At 28.6% G+C, this 21189-nt stretch carries 20 protein-coding genes, 1 riboswitch and 1 other annotated feature; of the genes, 14 read left to right on the top strand and 6 right to left on the bottom strand.

The features are described from left to right. Positions 1-168 (top strand): hypothetical protein, encoded by a 168-nt coding sequence (locus tag EJL03_RS16045; protein WP_164509036.1) that lies wholly within the window; start codon positions 1-3, stop codon positions 166-168. An 80-nt stretch (positions 169-248) separates the two neighbouring features. Beyond that, positions 249-581: a hypothetical protein gene (locus EJL03_RS07740; protein ID WP_125153396.1), complete on the top strand. Its 333-nt coding sequence runs from the start codon at positions 249-251 to the stop codon at positions 579-581. A 37-nt stretch (positions 582-618) separates the two neighbouring features. Here the strand turns inward: EJL03_RS07740 and pssA are convergent, their stop codons facing one another. Then, on the bottom strand, positions 619-1131 hold the full coding sequence (gene pssA, locus EJL03_RS07745) for a CDP-diacylglycerol--serine O-phosphatidyltransferase (RefSeq protein WP_125153397.1): 513 nt from the start codon (positions 1129-1131) through the stop codon (positions 619-621). Between the two features lie 165 nt (positions 1132-1296). Here pssA and EJL03_RS07750 point away from each other — a divergent pair, with 165 nt between their 5' ends. Then, positions 1297-1725: a CBS domain-containing protein gene (locus EJL03_RS07750; protein WP_125153398.1), complete on the top strand. Its 429-nt coding sequence runs from the start codon at positions 1297-1299 to the stop codon at positions 1723-1725. 108 nt (positions 1726-1833) lie between these two features. Next, positions 1834-2772 (top strand): YegS/Rv2252/BmrU family lipid kinase, encoded by a 939-nt coding sequence (locus EJL03_RS07755; RefSeq protein ID WP_125153399.1) that lies wholly within the window; start codon positions 1834-1836, stop codon positions 2770-2772. A gap of 45 nt (positions 2773-2817) precedes the next feature. Here the strand turns inward: EJL03_RS07755 and EJL03_RS07760 are convergent, their stop codons facing one another. Next, positions 2818-4674, bottom strand: coding sequence for a YgiQ family radical SAM protein (locus tag EJL03_RS07760; protein WP_125153400.1), 1857 nt, complete (start codon positions 4672-4674; stop codon positions 2818-2820). 148 nt (positions 4675-4822) lie between these two features. Further along, the gene (locus tag EJL03_RS07765; RefSeq protein ID WP_125153401.1) at positions 4823-5461 is read right to left on the bottom strand and encodes a cobalamin-dependent protein; all 639 of its coding nucleotides are present in this window, start codon (positions 5459-5461) and stop codon (positions 4823-4825) included. A 132-nt stretch (positions 5462-5593) separates the two neighbouring features. Here EJL03_RS07765 and EJL03_RS07770 point away from each other — a divergent pair, with 132 nt between their 5' ends. Both EJL03_RS07770 and EJL03_RS07775 read left to right on the top strand, forming a co-directional pair. Further along, positions 5594-7987 (top strand): ASKHA domain-containing protein, encoded by a 2394-nt coding sequence (locus EJL03_RS07770; RefSeq protein WP_125153402.1) that lies wholly within the window; start codon positions 5594-5596, stop codon positions 7985-7987. Positions 7988-8187: 200 nt separating this feature from the next. Beyond that, positions 8188-8356: riboswitch (M-box (ykoK) riboswitch) on the top strand. A 354-nt stretch (positions 8357-8710) separates the two neighbouring features. Beyond that, the gene (locus tag EJL03_RS07775) at positions 8711-9976 is read left to right on the top strand and encodes a magnesium transporter (protein ID WP_125153403.1); all 1266 of its coding nucleotides are present in this window, start codon (positions 8711-8713) and stop codon (positions 9974-9976) included. A 115-nt stretch (positions 9977-10091) separates the two neighbouring features. Here EJL03_RS07775 and EJL03_RS07780 read toward each other — a convergent pair whose 3' ends face one another. Both EJL03_RS07780 and EJL03_RS07785 read right to left on the bottom strand, forming a co-directional pair. Continuing rightward, positions 10092-11288, bottom strand: a complete 1197-nt coding sequence (locus tag EJL03_RS07780) for an MFS transporter (protein WP_125153404.1) — start codon at positions 11286-11288, stop codon at positions 10092-10094. 600 nt (positions 11289-11888) lie between these two features. Further along, entirely contained in the window at positions 11889-12713 is an 825-nt protein-coding gene (locus EJL03_RS07785) for a MerR family transcriptional regulator (protein ID WP_125153405.1), read from the bottom strand. A 186-nt stretch (positions 12714-12899) separates the two neighbouring features. Here EJL03_RS07785 and sleB point away from each other — a divergent pair, with 186 nt between their 5' ends. The 7 genes from sleB (at position 12900) to EJL03_RS07820 (ending at position 19109) form a co-directional block, all read left to right on the top strand. Continuing rightward, positions 12900-13604, top strand: a complete 705-nt coding sequence (gene sleB / locus EJL03_RS07790; RefSeq protein WP_125153406.1) for a spore cortex-lytic enzyme — start codon at positions 12900-12902, stop codon at positions 13602-13604. A 62-nt stretch (positions 13605-13666) separates the two neighbouring features. Next, positions 13667-13897 (top strand) — a binding site (T-box leader). Between the two features lie 55 nt (positions 13898-13952). Then, a complete protein-coding gene (gene cysK / locus EJL03_RS07795) occupies positions 13953-14864 on the top strand; it encodes a cysteine synthase A (RefSeq protein ID WP_125153407.1) in 912 nt (303 codons plus the stop codon). Between the two features lie 18 nt (positions 14865-14882). Next, positions 14883-15446: a serine O-acetyltransferase EpsC gene (epsC, locus tag EJL03_RS07800; protein WP_125153408.1), complete on the top strand. Its 564-nt coding sequence runs from the start codon at positions 14883-14885 to the stop codon at positions 15444-15446. A gap of 23 nt (positions 15447-15469) precedes the next feature. Beyond that, a complete protein-coding gene (queG, locus tag EJL03_RS07805; RefSeq protein ID WP_125153409.1) occupies positions 15470-16453 on the top strand; it encodes a tRNA epoxyqueuosine(34) reductase QueG in 984 nt (327 codons plus the stop codon). A gap of 38 nt (positions 16454-16491) precedes the next feature. Then, positions 16492-17193, top strand: coding sequence for a lysophospholipid acyltransferase family protein (locus tag EJL03_RS07810; RefSeq protein WP_125153410.1), 702 nt, complete (start codon positions 16492-16494; stop codon positions 17191-17193). Positions 17194-17245: 52 nt separating this feature from the next. Then, complete coding sequence (gene nth, locus EJL03_RS07815; protein ID WP_125153411.1) at positions 17246-17866, top strand: endonuclease III; 621 nt, start codon at positions 17246-17248, stop codon at positions 17864-17866. A gap of 70 nt (positions 17867-17936) precedes the next feature. Continuing rightward, positions 17937-19109: an NAD(P)-dependent malic enzyme gene (locus tag EJL03_RS07820; RefSeq protein ID WP_125153412.1), complete on the top strand. Its 1173-nt coding sequence runs from the start codon at positions 17937-17939 to the stop codon at positions 19107-19109. Positions 19110-19189: 80 nt separating this feature from the next. On the opposite strand, the gene EJL03_RS07825 is transcribed toward EJL03_RS07820, so the two are convergent. Then, positions 19190-20416, bottom strand: a complete 1227-nt coding sequence (locus EJL03_RS07825) for a competence/damage-inducible protein A (protein ID WP_125153413.1) — start codon at positions 20414-20416, stop codon at positions 19190-19192. 193 nt (positions 20417-20609) lie between these two features. On the opposite strand from EJL03_RS07825, the gene EJL03_RS07830 reads away from it, so the two are divergent. After that, complete coding sequence (locus EJL03_RS07830) at positions 20610-21188, top strand: LemA family protein (RefSeq protein ID WP_125153414.1); 579 nt, start codon at positions 20610-20612, stop codon at positions 21186-21188. The last annotated feature ends 1 nt before the right edge of the window (position 21189 follow it).

Genomic DNA, 21189 nt, shown 5'->3' on the forward strand with positions numbered 1-21189 from the left:
ATGTTTTTAGTGTATCCTGATTATTATTTCGTTCCTGTATTTACTACAGATGAAGCCGTACAAGAGGTTACATTAGTAGAATGTGACGATTTACAAAGACAATTTGAATATGAAGATGTTTTTAAGAAAATAGATAAAGAATATATTGAAGAAATGACAAATTTGTAATTAGGTGAGAGGAATAAATTCCGCTGTCCATCAATATAGATTAATAGGAATAATATATATTAATTTATGGTGGGTGGTAAATGAATAAGCGTAGGAAAATAGTAGAGGATTATTATTGTGATATAAATAATTTAGCGGAGTTAATATGTAAACTTGTTAATGCATATAGATTACTTATAGGAGGTGCTGGGGAATTAAATTCCATAGCATTGGCCAAAAGAGGGGATGTAAAACACGCACTTGATAGAGCAAACGAATTAGGAGACGTTATAGACGAGCTCATATGTGTATTGGATAATACTTCTTGTGCATATACTAATTATTGTGAACTAAAGGCTAAAGTTATGAAATGCAAATTGGAATATAAGTTTATACAAAGTGAAATTGAGGATCAAATAGATCTAAAAGAATAACCTGTTTATAGAAATAAAATAGGTTATTCTTTGTTTTTTATAATTTTTTAAATGAAGTTTTACTTACCATTAGATAGGATAATATAAGTAACAAAATAACAGGAATTACTTTATTTTGTGTTTTATTTAGTGTTAAAAATGAGTATATGGCTAATATTGATCCAGCTACGGTTATTGGGACTCCTGAAAAAACTCCATTGAAGGATGTTACATTATATCGTGCCAGTCTATATGCACCGCAAATGGGGAATATTAATACTAGTATATATCCTATAAATCCAAACTCTAAAAATGTATAAATATTAAATAAAAGGATAGAAGGTGCTACACCGAATGAAATTAAGTCTGCAAGAGAATCTAATTCTTTTCCAAGGGAACTAAACACATTTAAATATCTAGCTATTCGACCATCGTATCTATCTAACAAGGCGGCTAATAATATGAAAGTACATGCAGTTTTATAGTTGCCTTGTAAGGTCATTAATAGTGATAATATTCCACAACATAAATTACCTAGGGTAAATATATGTGGTATGGTACTTTTTGACATTAAAGTATCACTCCTAAAAAAATAGTAACAATTATTATTATAAGTATAAACTTAATAAATATTATAGATTTTTTATGAAAACTTTACAAGAGGTATATAAATAGTATTATATTACCTTTAATATTACATTGAGTTTTTGGGGAAACTATTTTAGGAGGTGGAATTATGAAAATAAAAGATGTTATGACAAAGAGTGTTGCCTCTTTAAATGGTCAGGATACAGTTGAACATGCAGCACAATTAATGAAAGAACATAATATAGGTTCTCTTCCAGTATGTGACGGTGAAAAGGTCATAGGTATTATAACTGACAGAGACATAGCTATAAGATCTGCAGCAGAGGGAGAAAATGTTCAGAAACAAACGGTTAGAGATATTATGACTTCAAATCCTGTTACTATTAAATCAGATATGGATGTACACGAAGCAGCGAGAATTATGAGTGAAAGACAGATAAGAAGATTACCAGTAGTAGAAAATAACAATATATCAGGAATGGTTTCCTTAGGGGATATTTCAGTAGAACCTAATTTATGCGATAATGCAGGAGAGGCATTAAGTAGTATATCAGAACCAAGTAGTCCAAATATCTAAAAAAGTAAATCCACAGGAGATACTTTTTTAGTAATCTTGTGGATTTATTGTATATAATGTTATAATAAATAGTAAGTGTACATATTACGAAAACAGGAGAGTTATAGTATGAACAAAGTAAAGTTTATTTACAATCCATATTCAGGAGAAAATGCCATTATAACAGATATAGACAAGGTGATAATGATTCATCAAAAATATGGATATACTGTAATACCTTATAGAATAAGTATGGAGTATAATTTATGTAAAGCTTTTGAAGACATTGATGATAGTTATAAGTATATTTTAGTAGCAGGAGGAGATGGCACCGTAGATAATGTAGTTAATCATATGAAGGGACTAGGTATAGAAATACCTATAGCTATATTACCTGTTGGTACTGCTAATGATTTTGCCAAATTTATAGGTATGCCTCAAGATATTGAAGAAGCCTGTGAACAAATTTTGAATACTAGGCCAAAAGAAGTGGACATAGGGAAAATAAATGATAAATATTTTTTAAATGTGGCAAGCACTGGTTTATTTACTGATGTGTCACAAAAAACTGATGTTAATTTAAAAAATACTATTGGGAAATTAGCTTATTATGTAAAAGGTATTGAACAATTACCTAATTTTAGGAAGTTAAAAATTAAAGTAGAATCTGATCACCAAAATTTTGATGGCGATATGTATTTGATGCTTGTATTCAATGGACAAACGGCTGGAAATTTCAATCTAGCTTATAAAGCTGAAATAGATGATGGATATTTAGATGTTATAATCATAAAAGCAACTATGATTATAGATATTATTCCTTTGTTTATAAAGATGCTAAGAGGGGACCATTTAGAAGATGTAAATTGCCTTTTATATTTTAAGACTGATAAGCTTCATATAGAGTGTCATGAAAACATTGTAACAGATATAGATGGTGAAAGGGGTCCAGACTTTCCTTTAACTATAGAATGTATAAAGGGTGGATTAAAAATTTTAGGTGTTGTAAATACAAAGGAAAGAATAAATCCTAAAAGACCCAAATTAATTAAGTCTATTCATATATAGTTTTAAATAATAATTAAAGCGTACATTTATTGTACGCTTTAATTATTATTTTTTATTTAGTTTCTTTTTAGAAAAACTTTTTTTAGTATTTTTATGGTAGTTGGCAGTATTTTTAATTAAACATTTAGGACTATTTCCTATTAAGTCCAATCTATCATTTTTTTCTAAGGCTTCTTTTACTAGTTTATAATTATCAGGGATAGTAAACTGTAATAATGCCCTTTGCATATTTTTTTCTTTTTGTTTTTTGGGTACATAAATTTGTTGCATAGTTAAAGGATTAAACTCGGTATAATACATTACCGTTGATAGACTACCTGGCGTTGGGTAAAAATCTTGAACCTGTTCGGGAGTATATCCCATTTTTTTTATGTATTCTGCTAACTCAATAGAATGTTTTAGTTCACAACCTGGATGACTTGACATTAGATAGGGAACTAAAAATTGTTTCTTATTGATTTTTTTATTTATAGTAAGGTATCGCTTAGCAAATTTTTCGTATACATCCTTAGTAGGTTTCCCCATGAGTTTTAAAACTTTATCACTTATATGTTCTGGAGCTACCTTTAATTGACCACTTATATGATATTTGCATAATTCCTCAAAGAAGGATTGATTTTTATCCAAAATAAGATAATCAAATCTTATTCCAGAACGTATAAATACCTTCTTAACATTAGGAAGTTTTCGTACTTTTCTTAAAAGATCTAAATATTCTTTATGGTCTACAATAAGATTTTTGCAAGGTTTTGGAAACATACACTGTCTATCTTTACAGGTACCTACTTTTTCTTGTACTTTGCATGCTCTATGTCTAAAGTTTGCAGTTGGACCACCTATATCATGAATATACCCTTTGAAGTCTTCCATTTCTGTTAGAATTTTTGCTTCATCTATTATAGATTGTTGACTTCTGTTTTGAATAACCCTTCCTTGATGAAAGGTTAATGCACAAAAGGAGCAGGAGCCAAAGCAACCTCTATGACTAGTAATTGAAAATTTAACTTCCTGTATAGCTGGTATTCCACCTTTTGTTTGGTAAATTGGATGATAGGTTCTAGCATAGGGTAAAGAATATACCTCATCCATTTCTTCAGTGGTTAATGGAATCTGAGGAGGATTTTGAACTATATATCTATCGCCATGTTTTTGAACTAAGGTTTTACCCCTAACAGCATCTTGTTCATAGTATTGAAGTTTAAAGCTTTCTCCGTAAGCTTTTTTGTCTTTTACACATTCTTCATAAGAGGGAACTTTTATAAAATCATTAATATTACTTATATCTTTCGTTAGATAAACAGTTCCTTTTACATTAGTAATGTTTGAAAAAGGCATACCATATTTTAATAAATCTGCAACTTGAACTATAGTTTTTTCCCCCATACCATATATTAACAGATCTGCTTTAGAGTCTAAGAGAATACTTCTTCTTATTTTATCATCCCAATAGTCATAATGGCAAAATCTTCTAAGACTACTTTCGATTCCACCTATTATAATAGGAACATCTTTATAAGCTTCTCTAATTTTATTACTATACACTATAACGGCTCTATCTGGTCTATGGCCTGATTCTCCTCCAGGGGAATATAAATCCTTATGTCGCTTTTTTTTAGAAGTAGTATAATGATTTACCATTGAATCTATATTACCTGAGTTTACTAAAAACGCATATTTTGGTTTTCCTAAGATTTTAAAACTAGATACATTTTGCCAATCAGGTTGAGAAATTATACCTACTAAGTATCCTTGACTTTCTAATACTCTACTTATTATTGCAGTGCCGAAAGAAGGATGATCTACATATGCATCACCTGTTATTATTATAAAATCTAATTGCTTAATATTTTTTTGCATTAGATCTTTTTTACATATGGGCAAAAATTTATTGCTTGAATTCATAAAAATTATATCTCCATTCTAAAAATATTATTATACCTAAAGGGTTCATTTAATAATATTAACATAATCAAATAATAAATAACATAATCATGTAGGAAATATACAGTAACAATTAATAAATAATATAAAAATTTTTATTATAATATTTTTAAAAATTATTTAAGATAATATTTTTGGCAGTTTCTGCGGCAGTAGCGGCATCAGAAGTATAAAAATCTGCACCTATAATTTTAGCGTACTCTTGTGTTACAGGTGCACCACCAATCATAATTTTAAAATTATTTCTTAAATCAAGTTCTTTTAAATCATCAATAACAACTTTCATACTAGGCATAGTAGTAGTTAATAAAGCAGACATACATATTATATCTGCGTTAATTTCTTTAGCTTTATCTATAAACATATTAGAAGATACATCTGTACCTAAATCTATTACTTGAATACCAGTTCCTTTTAGCATCATTTTAACTAAATTTTTTCCTATATCGTGAATATCCCCTTTAACTGTACCTACTACAGCTTTGCCTATAGGTTTCACTCCAGTTTTTGATAAGATAGGTTCTAATATTTCCATGCCACTATTCATAGCTTTAGATGCTATTAAAACTTCTGGAAGGAATATTTCATTTCTTTTAAATTTTTCACCAATAATCCCCATACCATGTATAAGGCCTTCATTTAATATGATTTTCACATCCATGTTTTCTTCTAAAGCTTGGTTTACTAATGTTTTAACCGTTTTACAGCGTCCCCTTTGTACATATTTAGAAATCTCAGATATATCCATAATAATCTTCTCCTTTTACATGATTTCAAAATCCTAATTCAATTTAATTTTAGTATACATGAAAGTTATTGTATAGAAAAAACTATTTAATATAGTAAAATTCGTAATATAATAATTGTGTAGGTGATTTATATGAAAAGAAATTATGAGTTTAATATTATTATAGAAAAGGAAAATGTTTTTAAAAATATAGGTTGTATAAAAGGAAATGAAAGTTACACAATAATTGATAGAGAGTATACCAAGGTTATTAACGTATTTAAAGATTTAATAAAACCTAAAGCTATATATAAATATTTTAATTATAATAATTTAAAAAGTATAAATGAATTTAAAAATTGTGTTGGTTTATATATGAGCTTAATTACTCTCGGAGAAGATTTGAGTAAACAAATTCAGAAGTATTTTGATTTTAAAGATTACACTAAAGCTATTTTATTAGATAGTATATGTGTGGAAGCTTTATTTAATTTTCAAAATATAATATTTGAAAATATACGTAAAGAATTAGAAGAAAAAGGGCTGGAGATTATATCTTATAAATGTCCTGGGGATGAAGGAATGCCTTTAGAATATCAAAGTTATATATTTAATGAAGTGAATGGTAAAAGTATAGGAATAAATTTGACGGAAGGTTATATGTTAAATCCTATTAAGTCTATGGCAGGGGTATATGGTGTGGCTACTTATAAAGAGAGTATTCAAGTAGATAATAGTTGTATAAAATGTAACAATAATAAGTGCACATATAGGAAAAAAGCATATAATGAATTAGTAGATGTAACCATTATTAAAAATAACGATGAGAGAATATTTTTTAAGGGTAAAAAAAACGATACGATAATGGATATACTATTGGATAAAAAAATACAGTATAAATTCCCATGTTTAGGAGAAGGCAATTGTGGTAAATGCAAGGTTACTGTGGTGAAAGGTGTAGTAAAGCTTGGAGAGGAAAATTTTAATAAACTTTCTAGAAAGGAATTAGATGAGGGTATTTGTCTTGCATGTAGATCATATTTAAAGGAGGATATTACAATAAAAATACCTAATGAAAGGTTTAATATACTAACAAGTATTATTCACAAAGACCTTATTATAAGACCTCATATAGAAACAAAGGATATTTTTATAAATATGGAGGATATAAAAGGAATAAGCTTAACAAAGTGGATAAATTCAAAATTGGCTGTTGATTATGTTTATAATTTAAATGTTTTAAAGAAATTATCCACAATTATAAATGAAAAATCCAAAGATCAATGTGAAAATTCACTATATAATAAAAAAAATTTAATCCTTTTGGTAAGGGAAAAAAGGGTTTTGGATGTATTTTCAAAGGAAGATGAAAAAGTATTTGCAGTGGCAGTAGACTTAGGAACAACTACAATAGCCTTAAGTTTAATAAATCTTCAAAAAGGAGAAGTTGTTTCAAATAGTACTATAATAAATTCACAAAGGAGTTTTGGATTAGATGTTATATCTAGAATACAGTATAGTGGAAAAAACTTAGAAAAGCTTACCGAAGCTATAAGAAATAGTATAAAAAAAGGAATAGAAAAATTAAGTCATTCCTCTAATATTAAATTAGATAAAATATATCATATAGCTGTTTCAGGAAATACAACAATGGTACATCTATTTTTAGGTTTATTTTGTGAAAGCATGGGACAATATCCTTTTAATATAGTTACTAAAGATTTAATAAATATACAATGCAAGGATTTATTTAAAGATATAGTAAATGGAGAGATAACAATTTTACCAAATATCTCAGCTTTTGTAGGTGGAGACGTGGTTTGTGGAATACTAAATAGCGGAATGTATAGGGATGATAATATATCTATACTTATAGATATAGGTACTAATGGAGAAATAGTTATTGGAAATAAAGAGAGAATATTGTGTACGTCTGTAGCTGCGGGACCAGCTTTAGAAGGTGGAAATATATATTGTGGAATGGATGCGGTAGATGGGGCTATATATAAAGCAAAGATCAAGGATAATAAATTTGAGAATATTACTATAAATAATAAAAAACCAATAGGAATATGTGGATCAGGAGTTATTGATATAGTTTCGGAAGGGATTAAAAATGATATTATAGACGAAACCGGGAGGTTGATTGGTAATGAGACTTTAGTTATATCTAAAGAAAATGGTATTGTATTTACACAAAAAGATATAAGAGAAGTACAATTGGCTAAGTCTGCAATAAGGTCTGGTATTGAAATATTAATAAAAAAATATGGATGTGAGTATAAAGATATATCTAATATTTATTTAGCAGGAGGATATGGAAATAGTATTGATATAGATAGTGCTATAAATATAGGGATAATTCCTTGCAAGTTAGAGAAGAAGGTAAAATTGTATGGAAATACTTCTTTAGGTGGTTGTATTCAGTATATATTAAATAAAGATCATAACCAGACTTTAAAAGAAATTATAAGTAAAACTCATTATGTAGATATTTCTAGAGAAAAGAATTTTAATGATTTATTTATTGATAATATGTTGTTTTAAATTGTAATGTATTAATAATTTTATTAAGTCAAATTACGGTTTGTTAAGTAAATCAGAAAAATAATATAGAATTTGAAGTAATTAAAAAGGAACATGTCACTAAGTAGAGATAATGAAGAAATTTAAATAAATTTACTATTATAGAGTTGATTTTTATTTACTAAGTAATATAATAGAATATAGAGTAAAAATTTCGATACAATTATTTTAGTTAGGTGAGGCTCCTATATAGATATACGCTACTGCCCGGAAACATCGAGAGATGCCAATGGGTTAGCAGGTATTACCGGATTAAGGTTCTATCTAATGTAGCTGGATAAGTTTTTATCTAAAGCTATATAGTGCTAAAACTCAACGAGTATTTTATTACTTAAAGTTGTTTTAGTGAGCCTTTTAGAGCTCTTTTTTTATTTATCTATTTTTATAGGTGGTGAATTTAAATGGAAAGTGGCCCTCGTAGTGGTCGGACAAATTTTAAAAATTTAATATGTTTTGTAGGGGGACACTTATTAATATAGTAAGTGTTATTCTAAAGGGTTAATGACAAATTTCTATATTAAATATAAAAAATATTAACCTTAAGAATAAATTTTTCTTAATTTTATATGAAAAGTATATTAAAAAAGGTTTGTATAAAATTATAGATGTATTTGATGATTGTTTTAAATGAATAATTATCTACTATTCATAATAAATGTCCTTCTACAAAGAGGGGGGAGAATTATGAAAAAAGTAGGAAGTTTCTTCTTAAGTAAAATTCTTTATAAAAAGGTATATGATGATTTTGGTGATAACATAGGTAAATTATGGGATATTTATGTTATAACTGATGAAGGTCTACCAAGAGCAATAGGTTATAAACTTAAGAAGAGTGGAGAAATTTTCAACTATGAATTTAAAGCTATAGATTTTTATGAAGACGAAAATGGAAAAATGTCTATTAAGGTAAAGGGTGCTAGAGAAATAATCCCTAGAACTTATTCATATCTTTTATCTAAACAGTTATTAGATAAACAAATAGTAGATATAAATGGTAAGAAATTAGTTAGAGTTAATGACTTAAGAATTGCTAAAATAGCAGGGGATTTAAAGGTTATAGCTGTTGATACAGGGATGTTAGCACTAGGTAGAAGAATTGGATTAGAATCAGTAGTAAAGGGATTATATAAAGTATTTAGATCAAAGCCAAGTGATAGTTTGATAATATGGGATAATGTAGAGTCTTTAGATATGATTGATGATAGATTAAAACTCTCAGTATCATATAAAAAATTATCTAAATTACATCCTGCAGATGTAGCAGATATACTTGAGGAAATGGATACAAAATATAGGAAAAAAATATTTGAAACTATCGACGAGGATTTAGCAGCAAATATATTAGAAGAGATTGAGCCAGAAGTTCAGGCAGATATCTTAGAAAATCTTAGTGAATCTAAGACTGCAGAGGTATTGGAAAGTATGCCAAATGATGAAATTGCAGATATTTTAGAGGAAGTAGATGAGGAGACTAAAGAAAAAATACTACTTACCATGGAAAAAGATGATGCAGAAGAAGTTAGAGAACTGATGGGTTATAAGGAAGAAGTTGTGGGAAGTATAATGAATAAAGATTTTATATCTTTTAATATTAATATAACAACGCAGGAAACTATAGAACTTTTAAGAGAAATAAAACCAGACGATGAGGTAATTTATTATATATATATAGTGGATGAATTTGAAAAGTTGCAAGGAATGATTTCACTTAGAGATTTAATTGTTGCACCTACAGATAAGAAATTGTTAGATATAATGAGCGAAGATACCATAAAAATAAATGATAATCAGAGTATAGATGATGCCGTTGAGGTAGCTATAAAGTATGATTTATTATCAATACCAGTTGTAACTGAAGACAATAAGTTATGTGGAATAGTAGTAATTAATGATATAATAGAGGATGTGTTGGCCCCGACGTGGAAAAAAAGATTCAAAAGAGCAGGATAATTTATAATATACTTTTATCAAAAATAAAAGGCTTTATATCAAAATTTAATTTTGATATAAAGCCTTTTTAATATAGAGTTAAAAGTAATAATTTTATAATAGATAGATGTTTAAATTAAATAATTCTTTTTTCAGGTTTATTTAATTTGTTTTTTTTACCATGTAAAAAATAGTATAAAATTAAACAAATAATAACTTCCACTGCAGTAAATCTGAATATGCCTCGGAATCCTACATATGGTATAATGGATCCTAATAATAAAGGACCAACTCCAGTACCAACATCTAATGCGCCAAAAAAAGTAGAGGTAGCAAGACTCATTCTATGGCGGGGTGATGATTGTACTGCAATTGTTTGACCACACGGAGTATATGTTCCATAACCAAGACCAATAAAAGCAGCACCAATAAGAAGGAGTAAACCGGTATTTGCTAAACTTACAAAAGTTAAGCCCAAAGCAAACATAATAAAAGCAGGATAGAGAATAAAATTTTCACCTTTCTTGTCAAACATACGACCTGTAACTGGTCTGGAAATTAAAATAAAAACTGCATAGACTATGAAAAATAAATTTCCTGCACTTTGTAAATTTTCATTTTGTGTAAATGGATCAAGAAAACTTAGTATACTTGAATAGCAAATACCTACAAAAATCGTAACAATAGAAATAGGAACAGCCTTTTTCTCAATGAAACTGTTAAGTGAGAATTGTTTCATAGCGCTTATCTGTTCTTCTGTTAGTATTGGCTGGGGTACATTTAAAAGGTAGGTAGCTATGCCAGAAATAATAATAACTATTAAACATAAAACTATGATTACGTTAAAGCTTGCATATTGCATAAGCATCATACTTATAAAAGGACCAATGGCAGTTGCCAAGGTAACGCTAAGTGCATAATATCCAATACCTTCCCCACTTCTTTCAGGGGGAATTATATCTGCCACGATAGTTCCAGCAGTGGTAGAAGATATACCAAAGCCAATACCGTGTAGAAAACGTACGACAATAAACACAATAATATTATCTGAGACTAAATAAAGTAAAGTAGTAATAAAATAAAAAATAATACCGAAAATTAAAACCTGTTTTCTTCCTATTTGATCAACAAATTTACCTGTCAAAATACGTGCTATTACCCCACCGACGATAAAAATACCGGAGACTAGTCCTGCAATGCTTGTAGATGCATGCATGTTATTCATTGCATATGAACTTACTATTACCCATAAAAGATAACACGCAAGATAAATTAAAAAGTTTATCATAGTGTCCAGGACAAAGTCCTTAGTCCATAATCTTTTTTTCATCATATTTTTTTAAACACTTCCTATATTTTTATTTTTAAATAAAAGTTATTCTAAAATATTGAGTGATACATTAAAAAGTTATTGTAATTAAACAGAGTAGAAACATTTTAAAAAATTTGTAATTATATAAGTTTTAACAAATATATTATTGTAGTTATATAGTATCTATTATACATATAAATAGTATTCTCTTTTTAACTATTAAGTAATTTATATATTTTTATTTTAGCACCATGAAAATGAAAAACAATGTAAAAATATAGGGTAAATTGATTAAATTTTCATTGATTCATTTATTGTAATTATATTAACTTTTTGAATTTTAAAAGTTTTATATAGGTATATTTATAATTTAACAAATAAAAAAATAATATTAAATTTTTAGTATAATACTTATCTAAGTATAATTTAATATTCTTATAAAATAGAATTAATTAACAATAAAAATGAAAAGGTATATCCTAATTAGAAGGATATACCTTTATTTAATTATAAATATAATTTGTTTATAGTTTTTTAAAATGGGATTTATATAAAATGTAATTTTAGAATTAATTTATTTTTGTAATCTTTTTTATTAAGTTAATAGGATAAATTATAATTTTATAATTTTTTATTTATTGGTATTTGAATTTCTGTAATATATTCATCAATACTTTTAGTGGACCATTCCCCTTCAAAATATAATTCCCTATTATTACCAAAGATTATATAGCCATTATCCTCTATCCAATTTTGAAGTATACTATAGCTTTCAGATAAAGTTTCATAACTCCCTTTATGGATAATGCAGGCCATTTTTTTTATAGGTTCCAATTGTTTTACTATAAATTCAGTATTTCCTGTAGTATTACTTATTAAATTGACAGATACTTCTATGTCTACATTTTTTTCTTTGAATCCTTCATCATGATAAATAGATAACCAAGGGGAGGATACTTTTAAATTATTTTCATTTATAAATTTTTTAAGGGAAATCCATAAGTTATGTTGACAGGAATAATCATTAATTATTTTTCTATGAGAAATTACCTTCAAAGGTTCAATTTCTTTTATAATAACATTAGAGTTTAACATAGTAACTCCCTCCTCATATTTTAAATTTTTAATTATATAATGTAATTTACTAAGTTTTATTTGTTCACCTTTCATGGTGCTAGTAATTTCCTTTTCTCTTTGATCAAGCATATTTAATATTATTTCTTTATTTGCATTGTTGTTTATTATTCTTAAAATTTCGTTTAGTGAAAAACCTAAATCTTTTAACCCAATTATTTTATTTAATTTAGGAAGTTGTTTTGCAGAGTAGTATCTATATCCACTTTCTATATCTGTTTTTATTGGCTTTAAAAGGCCAATTTCATCATAGTATCTTAGTGTATTTATAGATACTTTATTTAGCTTTGAAAATTCACCAATTTTAAACATAATTAAAACACTCCTATAGGCCTATATTTGTTATACTACAATAATAAACCCTCTAGCTACTTAAGAGTCAAGAGAAAAAATAAAATGTTATAAATAATTTTAAATACAATTTATATGTATTTTTTTTAATTCTTAGGTAAAAATAATGTAAGAAATACAGCATCATTAGTTGAGGGGTGTATTATTATGAAAAAATATTTTACGTTTAAAAGAGCAATCATGTATACTATGATAGCTATCATATCTTTCGTAGGTGTATATGTATATTTTATTCCATATGGTAGAGCACTTCAGGCTGCAACATATTATTATGGTTCTAGAGGTGGAAGTGTATATGAAATACAAAAGAGATTAAAAAATTGGGGTTATTATGGTGGAAATGTAGACGGAATATATGGATATGAAACTTTCACATCAGTAAAGAAATTTCAATCTAAAAATGGTTTGACAGCAGATGGAATAACAGGAAATGCAACATTAGCTGCCCTCGGGATAAATGAATCTAGTACCACGGGAGGATCTTCAGGAAATTCAACTAATAATCAGGACGTGAATTTACTTGCACGACTTATAAATGGAGAGGCCAGGGGAGAACCTTATGAGGGTCAGGTTGCAGTAGGTGCGGTTGTACTTAATAGAACTAGAGATCCAAGATTTCCATCAAGTATAGCTGGAGTTATTTATCAGCCAGGAGCATTTACTGCTATAGCTGATGGCCAAATAAATGCAGAACTACAGCAATCTTCTGTTAAAGCGGCTATAGATGCTTTAAATGGATGGGATCCGTCAGGTGGTGCAATGTATTATTTTAACCCTGTAACAGCTACCAGTTCTTGGATATGGTCTAGACCTTTAATAAAAGTTATAGGAAAACATAGATTTTGCGAATAATTAGGGTTGACAAATTTAAAATTTTTAATATAATGAAAATATGAAATCATAGTAAATTAGTCTGAAATACATTGAAAGAGGAAAGTAATGTACATAAAATATTCAGAGAGGAAATCTATAAGCTGAAAGGATTTCTATAAATAATGTATATGAAGTGCCCTCTGGAGTAGTGCACCGAACGTTAGTAGGCTGCATCGGTATCACCCGTTATAGTGATAGAGCATGATTTGTGCTTGAATTTCTAGTCCATATTTTTTTAGAGTGGAATAGCGAAGATATACTTCGTCTCTATTATTAGAGGCGGAGTTTTTATTTAACTTAAAATAGTAAAACAAGGGGGAGTTATTTATGATATATGAAAGTTCATTAGATATGATAGGCAATACTCCAATTTTGAAACTAAATAATTTAGTTGATGAGGATATGGCAGAGGTTTATATAAAATTGGAAAAATTTAATCCAGGTGGAAGTATAAAAGATAGAGCTGCACTTGGAATGATTGAAAAGGCAGAAGATATGGGTATTATATCTAAAGGAGATACAATAGTAGAGCCTACTAGCGGTAATACAGGCATAGGACTTGCTATGGTGGGAAAACTTAAAGGATATAAAGTAATAATAGTTATGCCTGATTCCATGAGTGTTGAGAGAAGAAATATGATTAAGGCCTATGGAGCACAGTTAATTCTTACAGAGGCACAGTATGGTATGAAGGGAGCAATAGAAAAGGCGGAAGAGATAATAAAAGGGAAAAAAGGATATTTTATTCCTCAACAGTTTTCAAATTTAGCCAACCCTGAAAAACACTATAAAACTACTGCTGAGGAAATAATAAAAGATATTCCAGATATGAGTGCATTTATAGCATCAGTTGGGACGGCTGGCACCTTAATAGGAATTGGGAAAAGACTAAAAGAATTTAATAAAGATATAAAAGTCATAGCAGTGGAACCTGTAAAGTCTCCAATTATTTCTGGTGGTAAAGCAGGCGCACATGGAATACAGGGAATAGGAGCAAATTTTATACCAGAGATATATAATGGTGATATAGTGGATGAAGTTATTACTGTGTCAGATGAAGACTCATTTAAGTATGCTAAATATATGGGAATAAAAGAAGGGATATTAGTAGGAATATCTTCTGGTGCTAATATAGCTATAGCTTTAAAATTGGCTAAAAAGTTAGGGAAAGGTAAGAAAATAGTTACCGTTGCACCAGATGGGGGAGAAAAATATTTATCCACGGGAATCTACGATTAGTAGATAAGGGAGGTTTCTATGTTTAAAAAATTAAAATATGATTTAGATGTTGTAATGAAGAATGATCCAGCAGCTAGAAATAGACTAGAGGTATTTTTATTATATCCATGTGTCCACGCATTAATAAATCATAGAATAGCTCACTTTTTTTATAAATATAAAATGTATTTTATGGCAAGACTTATTTCTCAAATCTCAAGACATTTTACAGGTATAGAAATTCATCCAGGAGCTAAAATAGGTAAGGGATTGTTTATAGATCATGGTATGGGAGTTGTAATAGGAGAAACGGCTGAAATAGGTGATAATGTAGTAATGTATCATGGAGTAACTCTAGGGGGGACTGGTAAAAATAAAGGTAAAAGACATCCCACAATAGGAAACAATGTTTTAATTGGTAGTGGAGCAAAAGTATTAGGACCTATATATATAGGAAACAATTCAAAGGTAGGTGCAAACTCTGTAGTACTTCAAGATATACCTGATAACTGTACGGTAGTAGGAATTCCGGGGAAGGTAGTAAAAAAGAATAATAATGATATAGTTGTTAAAATGAATGAGTATAGATCAAATATAAACTAATAAAGTTTATTGGAGATGAAAAAATGGAACTTAAGAGAAAAATTATAAAATACTGTACTACTTTAGGTTTAGATACAGTAGGATTTACAAAGTGTAGAAAACTTGTAGAACTTGAAAAGCTACTTTTATATAGAAAAGATAAGGGTTTAGAAAATGAGTTTGAAGAAAAGAATATAGAGAAAAGGATAAATCCTAATATGTATTTTTATGGAGGAAAGGCAATAATTTCTATTGCCTTTCCTTATATATTCACTAATAGTATTAATAAAAAAAATATGTATTTTTCGAAATACACTTTAGGCATGGATTATCATAGAGTAGTTTCAAATTATTTAAATAAGATATGTATATATATACAGAGTATAGGAGGAAGGGCAAAATATTTTGTTGACAGTAATGCATTACCTGAGAGATACATAGCTAATCTTTGTGGTATTGGATTTATTGGGAAAAATAATATGCTAATAACTAAGAAATATGGATCCTATGTATTTTTAGGAGAAATAATTACGGATATAGATTTAGAAGAAGATAAAAAAATTTATTGCAAGTGTGGGACCTGTAAATTATGTATAGATAAATGTCCTACAAAGGCTATAAATACTAATACATGTAATACCAATATATGTTTGTCATATATTACTCAAAGAAAGAATATAGAGGATATTTGGTTTGATAAATTTAATGGAAGAATTTTTGGATGTGATACATGTCAAAATATATGCCCATATAATAGAGAAGTATCTTATTCTAATATAAATGATTTTACTCCCTATGATTTTATGGAGAATATAGATGTAGATGAATTAATAAGAATGGACAATAAAAGTTTTAAAAATAAATATGCTAAAACTTCTTGTGGGTGGAGAGGTAAGAATATACTTATTAGGAATGCATTAATAAATAAAATTTCTAAAGATAAAGTTAATACTACTGAAAATAAACCTTTTAAGTCAGAATACCTAAACGATTATTATAGTAGACTTTTGAGGGTTTACAAATTATAATTTAATTATAGATTGATATAATGAAAGGTGGAGCATTTATGATATCGCCTACAGCAATAAAATTAATTTCTTGTTTACCAAAGGGATTATTGGAAGTTGTATCTAAGAAAGTATTATATGGATATATAAATAAATATGCAAATTTAAAAGTAAATGGAATAGAAAATATAAAAAATATAGAAAAACCAATATTATTTATATGTAACCACTTAAGTAACTCAGATGCTTTGGTTTTAAATAAAGTTTTAAAAGAATATGATATAACTTTTGTAGCAGGAATAAAACTTTCTAATAATCCTCTTACAAGTTTAGGGATAAACATGACTAAAACCATACCTATAAAGCCTAATACTGCAGATAAGGATGCAATTTCAAGAATAATTAAAACTTTAAAAGGTGGAAATAATATATTAATATTCCCAGAAGGAACAAGAAGTAGAGTTAGAAGTATGATAGAAGCTAAAAAGGGAGTAGTTTTAATACAAAAGTTATCAAAAGCTACAGTCGTTCCTATTGGAATGATTGGTACAGAGAAATTACTACCTATAAATGAAAAAGATATGGCAGAAGAAAAGTTTCAACATGCAGATGTAAGTTTAAATATTGGTAAACCTATAAATATTCCTAAAAGAGAAAAAGGTGAAGAAAAACATACTTATGAAGATAGAGTACTAAACTATATGATGACAAGTATAGCTAATCTTTTGCCTAAGGAATATAGAGGGGTTTATGATAGGTAGATAAGATTGGATAAAAAATTTAATTTGAAATAAGAAGAGGCGTGGTGAGGGTATGAAAAAAGAACATATAGATAAGGTACTAGATATTTTAAGTAAAACTTATCCTGGTGCCAAGTGTGCGTTAAATTTTAATTCCCCATATGAACTTCTTATAGCTACCATTTTGTCAGCTCAATGCACAGATCAAAGAGTTAACATTGTTACAAAAGAGTTGTTTAAAGTGTATAATAAACCTGAAAAAATGGTGGAGTTAACACAGGAACAATTGGGAGAAAAGATAAGAAGTTGTGGATTTTATAAAAATAAGAGTAAAAATATACTAGGAACTTCCAAAGAAATAATAACAAAACATCATGGACAAGTACCAAAGACCATGGAAGAACTTATTAAGCTTCCCGGAGTAGGAAGAAAAACTGCTAATGTGGTATTATCAAATGCTTTTAAAATACCTGCAATTGCAGTAGATACACATGTGTTTAGAGTATCTAATAGAATAGGAATAGCAAAAGGTAAAACACCAGAAGCAGTTGAAAAAGATTTAATGAAAAACATACCAAAACATATGTGGAGTGATGCTCATCATTACTTAATATGGCATGGAAGAACTGTATGCAAATCAAGAAAACCTAGATGTGTTGACTGTGTTATAGCACCATATTGTAGTTATTTATAAATTATGGGAGGAGGGGCTTTTTAGACTTTAATTTTACTATAGTAAGATTAAACCTATGGAGCAATATAATATGAACATAAAAGAAGAGGCATTAAAATTACATTGTGATAATATTGGTAAATTAGAGATAAAAGGTAAAATTTCTGTGAGAAATAGAAAGGATTTATCTTTAGCATATTCTCCGGGTGTTGCAGAACCCTGCATTGAGATAGCAAAAGATAAGCAAAAGGTTTATAAATATACAATGAAAAGTAATACTGTGGCAGTTGTAAGTAATGGAACCGCAGTATTAGGACTTGGAAATATAGGTGCTAGTGCATCCATACCAGTAATGGAAGGGAAAGCTTTGTTATTTAAGGAGTTTTCTGGAATTGATGCATTCCCTATATGTTTGGATACAGAGGATCCAGAAAAAGTTATAGAAACTGTAAAGCTCATATCACCAATGTTTGGTGGAGTAAATTTGGAAGATATAAAGGCACCAGAATGTTTTTATATAGAGGATAGGCTTAAAAAAGAATTAGATATACCAGTATTTCATGATGATCAACATGGAACGGCAATTGTAGTCCTTGCAGGGCTTTTTAATTCATTAAAATTAGTTAAAAAGGATTTACGAGAAGTTAAAATTCTTATAAATGGTGCCGGCTCTGCTGGTATTGCAATTTGCAAATTGCTTTTAAAGGCAGGAGCTAAAAATATAGTTATGTGTGATATTTTTGGAGCTTTAGTAGAAGGTGATAATAAATTAAATTCTTCACAAACCGAAATTGCAAAATTAACAAATAGAAATTTAGAAAAGGGTACACTGGAAGATGTTATTAAGAATAAGGATGTGTTTATAGGGGTTTCTGCACCTAATATAGTAACAAGAGAAATGATATCTACTATGAATAAGGATAGTATAGTTTTTGCTATGGCAAACCCTACACCAGAAATAATGCCAGATGAAGCAAAGATGGGTGGAGCTAGGATAGTAGCCACTGGAAGATCGGATTTTCCAAACCAGATAAATAATGTTTTAGTATTCCCAGGTATATTTAGGGGAGCTTTAGATGTAAAAGCTAAAGAAATAAATGATGAAATGAAGCTTGCAGCAGCCAAGGGACTTGCAAATATTATTTGTGATGAAAAGTTGGATGATGATTATATTATACCAGATCCTTTTAATAAAGATGTATGTGAATCAGTAGCAAAAGAAGTAAGAAAAATTGCAAAAGAAGTTGGGGATTTTAAACTTTAAAAATATAGGGCTTTCTCATAATGTATAAAGAGCATTATGAGAAGTCCAATAACTATTTTATAGTTATGAATTTGTAATTTTTAAAGATTTCTCCTTAAAAAATCTAGAGCAGCGATTACAGAACTGTATCTTATGTTTTGTCTATTACCAGCTAAATTTAGTTTTATATAAGATAAAGTACCTTTTATATATAATCCTATATAAACTAGTCCCACAGGCTTTTCTTTTGTGCCACCTGAAGGACCGGCAATACCAGTAGTAGAAAGCCCTATATGGGTGTGGGAGGATTTTGCTATACCTTCAGCCATTTCCATGGCGGTTTCTTTACTAACAGCACCAAAGTTTTTTAGAGTTTCTTTTTTTACATTTAGTCTTTTTATTTTGGCTTCATTACTATAGGTAACTGCGCCTTCTAATAATACTTTAGAAATACCAGGGTAATTTATTAATTTACCGCATAAGAGGCCACCAGTACAGGATTCGGCTATGGAGATTGTTAAATTTTTTTCTATAAGTTTTTTTGCAACGGTATCTTCAAGGGTTATATTATTTTCACCGTAAATACTATCTTTTAAAATGTTTTTAATTTTTAATTCTACAGGTTTTATTAAATTGAGGCCTTCTTGTCTAGTTTTAGCTTTTGCAGTTAATCTTAAGGTAACTTCATTTTGTTTTGCATAAGGTGCTACAGTTGGATTGCATTGGTTATCTATTATATCTGATATTTTTGTAACTACAGTAGATTCACCTAGTCCGCATATTCTTAAAACTTTTGAAACAAGTACATAGTTTGTTAGTTTCTCTAAGTAGGAAGCTGCATATTTTTCGAACATAGGAATATTTTCTCTAGGAGGACCAGGCAGTAGTATTAATATTTTAGAGTGGTTTTTTATTATACAACCTGGAGCTGTTCCAAAATCATTAGGAAGAATAATAGAACCTTCAGGGAAGTAAGCTTGTTTTTTATTGTTTTCTGTTAAGGGTTTATTTTGTTCTTTAAAGTAATCTTGTATTTCTTTTAATGATTCTTTATGTAGAACCATTTTCTTATTAAAAAATTTTCCTCCAATTTCTTTAGTTAAATCATCTTTTGTAGGACCAAGTCCACCTGTAGCTATAACTATATCAGATCTACTAAAGGCAAGTGAAAATTCCTCCTTTACTCTTAATGGATTGTCACCAACTACAGACTGGTGATAAACGTTTATACCCATATCAGCTAATCTTTTTGCCAAATATTGAGCGTTGGTATTTAATATATCTCCAAGCAAAAGTTCTGTACCTACAGCTATTATTTCAGCTTTCATAATAACACCTCCGAAATTTATTTTCTGTTTATAAATGCTATAGTATAATATTATCATATTCTTAATTTATTATTAATTAAATAGTATATATCTTGAAACACATTAGGTTGTAAAGTACAATATTTAATAAACTAATAATAAAATTTAAATTTAATTCATAAACTATGGTTATGATTAATTGAGGAGGATAATAATGAATAAAAGTTTAAAAAACGTGCTTATAGTTGTAGCTATAATATTATTAATAACAGTTCCTATTATATCAAGCTACAATGGCATGATAAGTTCTGAACAAAACGTAAAAAAAGCTGAGTCAAATATAGATACAAATCTTCAAAGAAGATCTGATTTGATACCAAATGTAGTTGAAACAGTTAAAGGATATGCAAAACAGGAAAAGGATATATTTACGGATATCGCCGATGCAAGATCTAAACTTGGCGGACAAAACATGAATATAAAGGATAAAGCTAATGCTGATAGTGAATTATCAAATGCATTATCAAGACTTTTAGTTGTGGTTGAAAGATATCCTGACCTTAAATCAAATGAGAACTTTAGGGCTTTAATGGTAGAGCTTGAGGGAACAGAAAACAGAATTGCAGTGGCAAGAAAGAACTATAATGATGCTGTGGATCAGTATAATACAAAAACAAAGAAATTCCCAGGTTCAATAATAGCATCTATTTTTAGATTTGGAGAGAAAGACTACTATAAAGCCAGTGAAGGTGCTAAAGAAGTTCCTAAAGTAGACTTTAATACAGGTAAATAAT

It is taken from the genome of Clostridium rectalis (assembly GCF_900626095.1).
GTDB classification, from domain to species: Bacteria; Bacillota; Clostridia; order Clostridiales; family Clostridiaceae; genus Clostridium_AS; species Clostridium_AS rectalis.

Coding starts and splice junctions, on each gene's coding strand:
- EJL03_RS07755 (WP_125153399.1), top strand. CDS start 1,834: ATGAACAAAGTAAAGTTTATTTACAATCCATATTCAGGAGAAAATGCC.
- sleB (WP_125153406.1), top strand. CDS start 12,900: ATGAAAAAATATTTTACGTTTAAAAGAGCAATCATGTATACTATGATA.
- epsC (WP_125153408.1), top strand. CDS start 14,883: ATGTTTAAAAAATTAAAATATGATTTAGATGTTGTAATGAAGAATGAT.
- EJL03_RS16045 (WP_164509036.1), top strand. CDS start 1: ATGTTTTTAGTGTATCCTGATTATTATTTCGTTCCTGTATTTACTACA.
- EJL03_RS07810 (WP_125153410.1), top strand. CDS start 16,492: ATGATATCGCCTACAGCAATAAAATTAATTTCTTGTTTACCAAAGGGA.
- pssA (WP_125153397.1), bottom strand. CDS start 1,131: ATGTCAAAAAGTACCATACCACATATATTTACCCTAGGTAATTTATGT.
- EJL03_RS07775 (WP_125153403.1), top strand. CDS start 8,711: ATGAAAAAAGTAGGAAGTTTCTTCTTAAGTAAAATTCTTTATAAAAAG.
- EJL03_RS07785 (WP_125153405.1), bottom strand. CDS start 12,713: ATGTTTAAAATTGGTGAATTTTCAAAGCTAAATAAAGTATCTATAAAT.
- EJL03_RS07780 (WP_125153404.1), bottom strand. CDS start 11,288: ATGATGAAAAAAAGATTATGGACTAAGGACTTTGTCCTGGACACTATG.
- EJL03_RS07760 (WP_125153400.1), bottom strand. CDS start 4,674: ATGAATTCAAGCAATAAATTTTTGCCCATATGTAAAAAAGATCTAATG.
- EJL03_RS07830 (WP_125153414.1), top strand. CDS start 20,610: ATGAATAAAAGTTTAAAAAACGTGCTTATAGTTGTAGCTATAATATTA.
- EJL03_RS07820 (WP_125153412.1), top strand. CDS start 17,937: ATGAACATAAAAGAAGAGGCATTAAAATTACATTGTGATAATATTGGT.
- EJL03_RS07825 (WP_125153413.1), bottom strand. CDS start 20,416: ATGAAAGCTGAAATAATAGCTGTAGGTACAGAACTTTTGCTTGGAGAT.
- EJL03_RS07740 (WP_125153396.1), top strand. CDS start 249: ATGAATAAGCGTAGGAAAATAGTAGAGGATTATTATTGTGATATAAAT.
- cysK (WP_125153407.1), top strand. CDS start 13,953: ATGATATATGAAAGTTCATTAGATATGATAGGCAATACTCCAATTTTG.
- EJL03_RS07765 (WP_125153401.1), bottom strand. CDS start 5,461: ATGGATATATCTGAGATTTCTAAATATGTACAAAGGGGACGCTGTAAA.
- EJL03_RS07750 (WP_125153398.1), top strand. CDS start 1,297: ATGAAAATAAAAGATGTTATGACAAAGAGTGTTGCCTCTTTAAATGGT.
- nth (WP_125153411.1), top strand. CDS start 17,246: ATGAAAAAAGAACATATAGATAAGGTACTAGATATTTTAAGTAAAACT.
- queG (WP_125153409.1), top strand. CDS start 15,470: ATGGAACTTAAGAGAAAAATTATAAAATACTGTACTACTTTAGGTTTA.
- EJL03_RS07770 (WP_125153402.1), top strand. CDS start 5,594: ATGAAAAGAAATTATGAGTTTAATATTATTATAGAAAAGGAAAATGTT.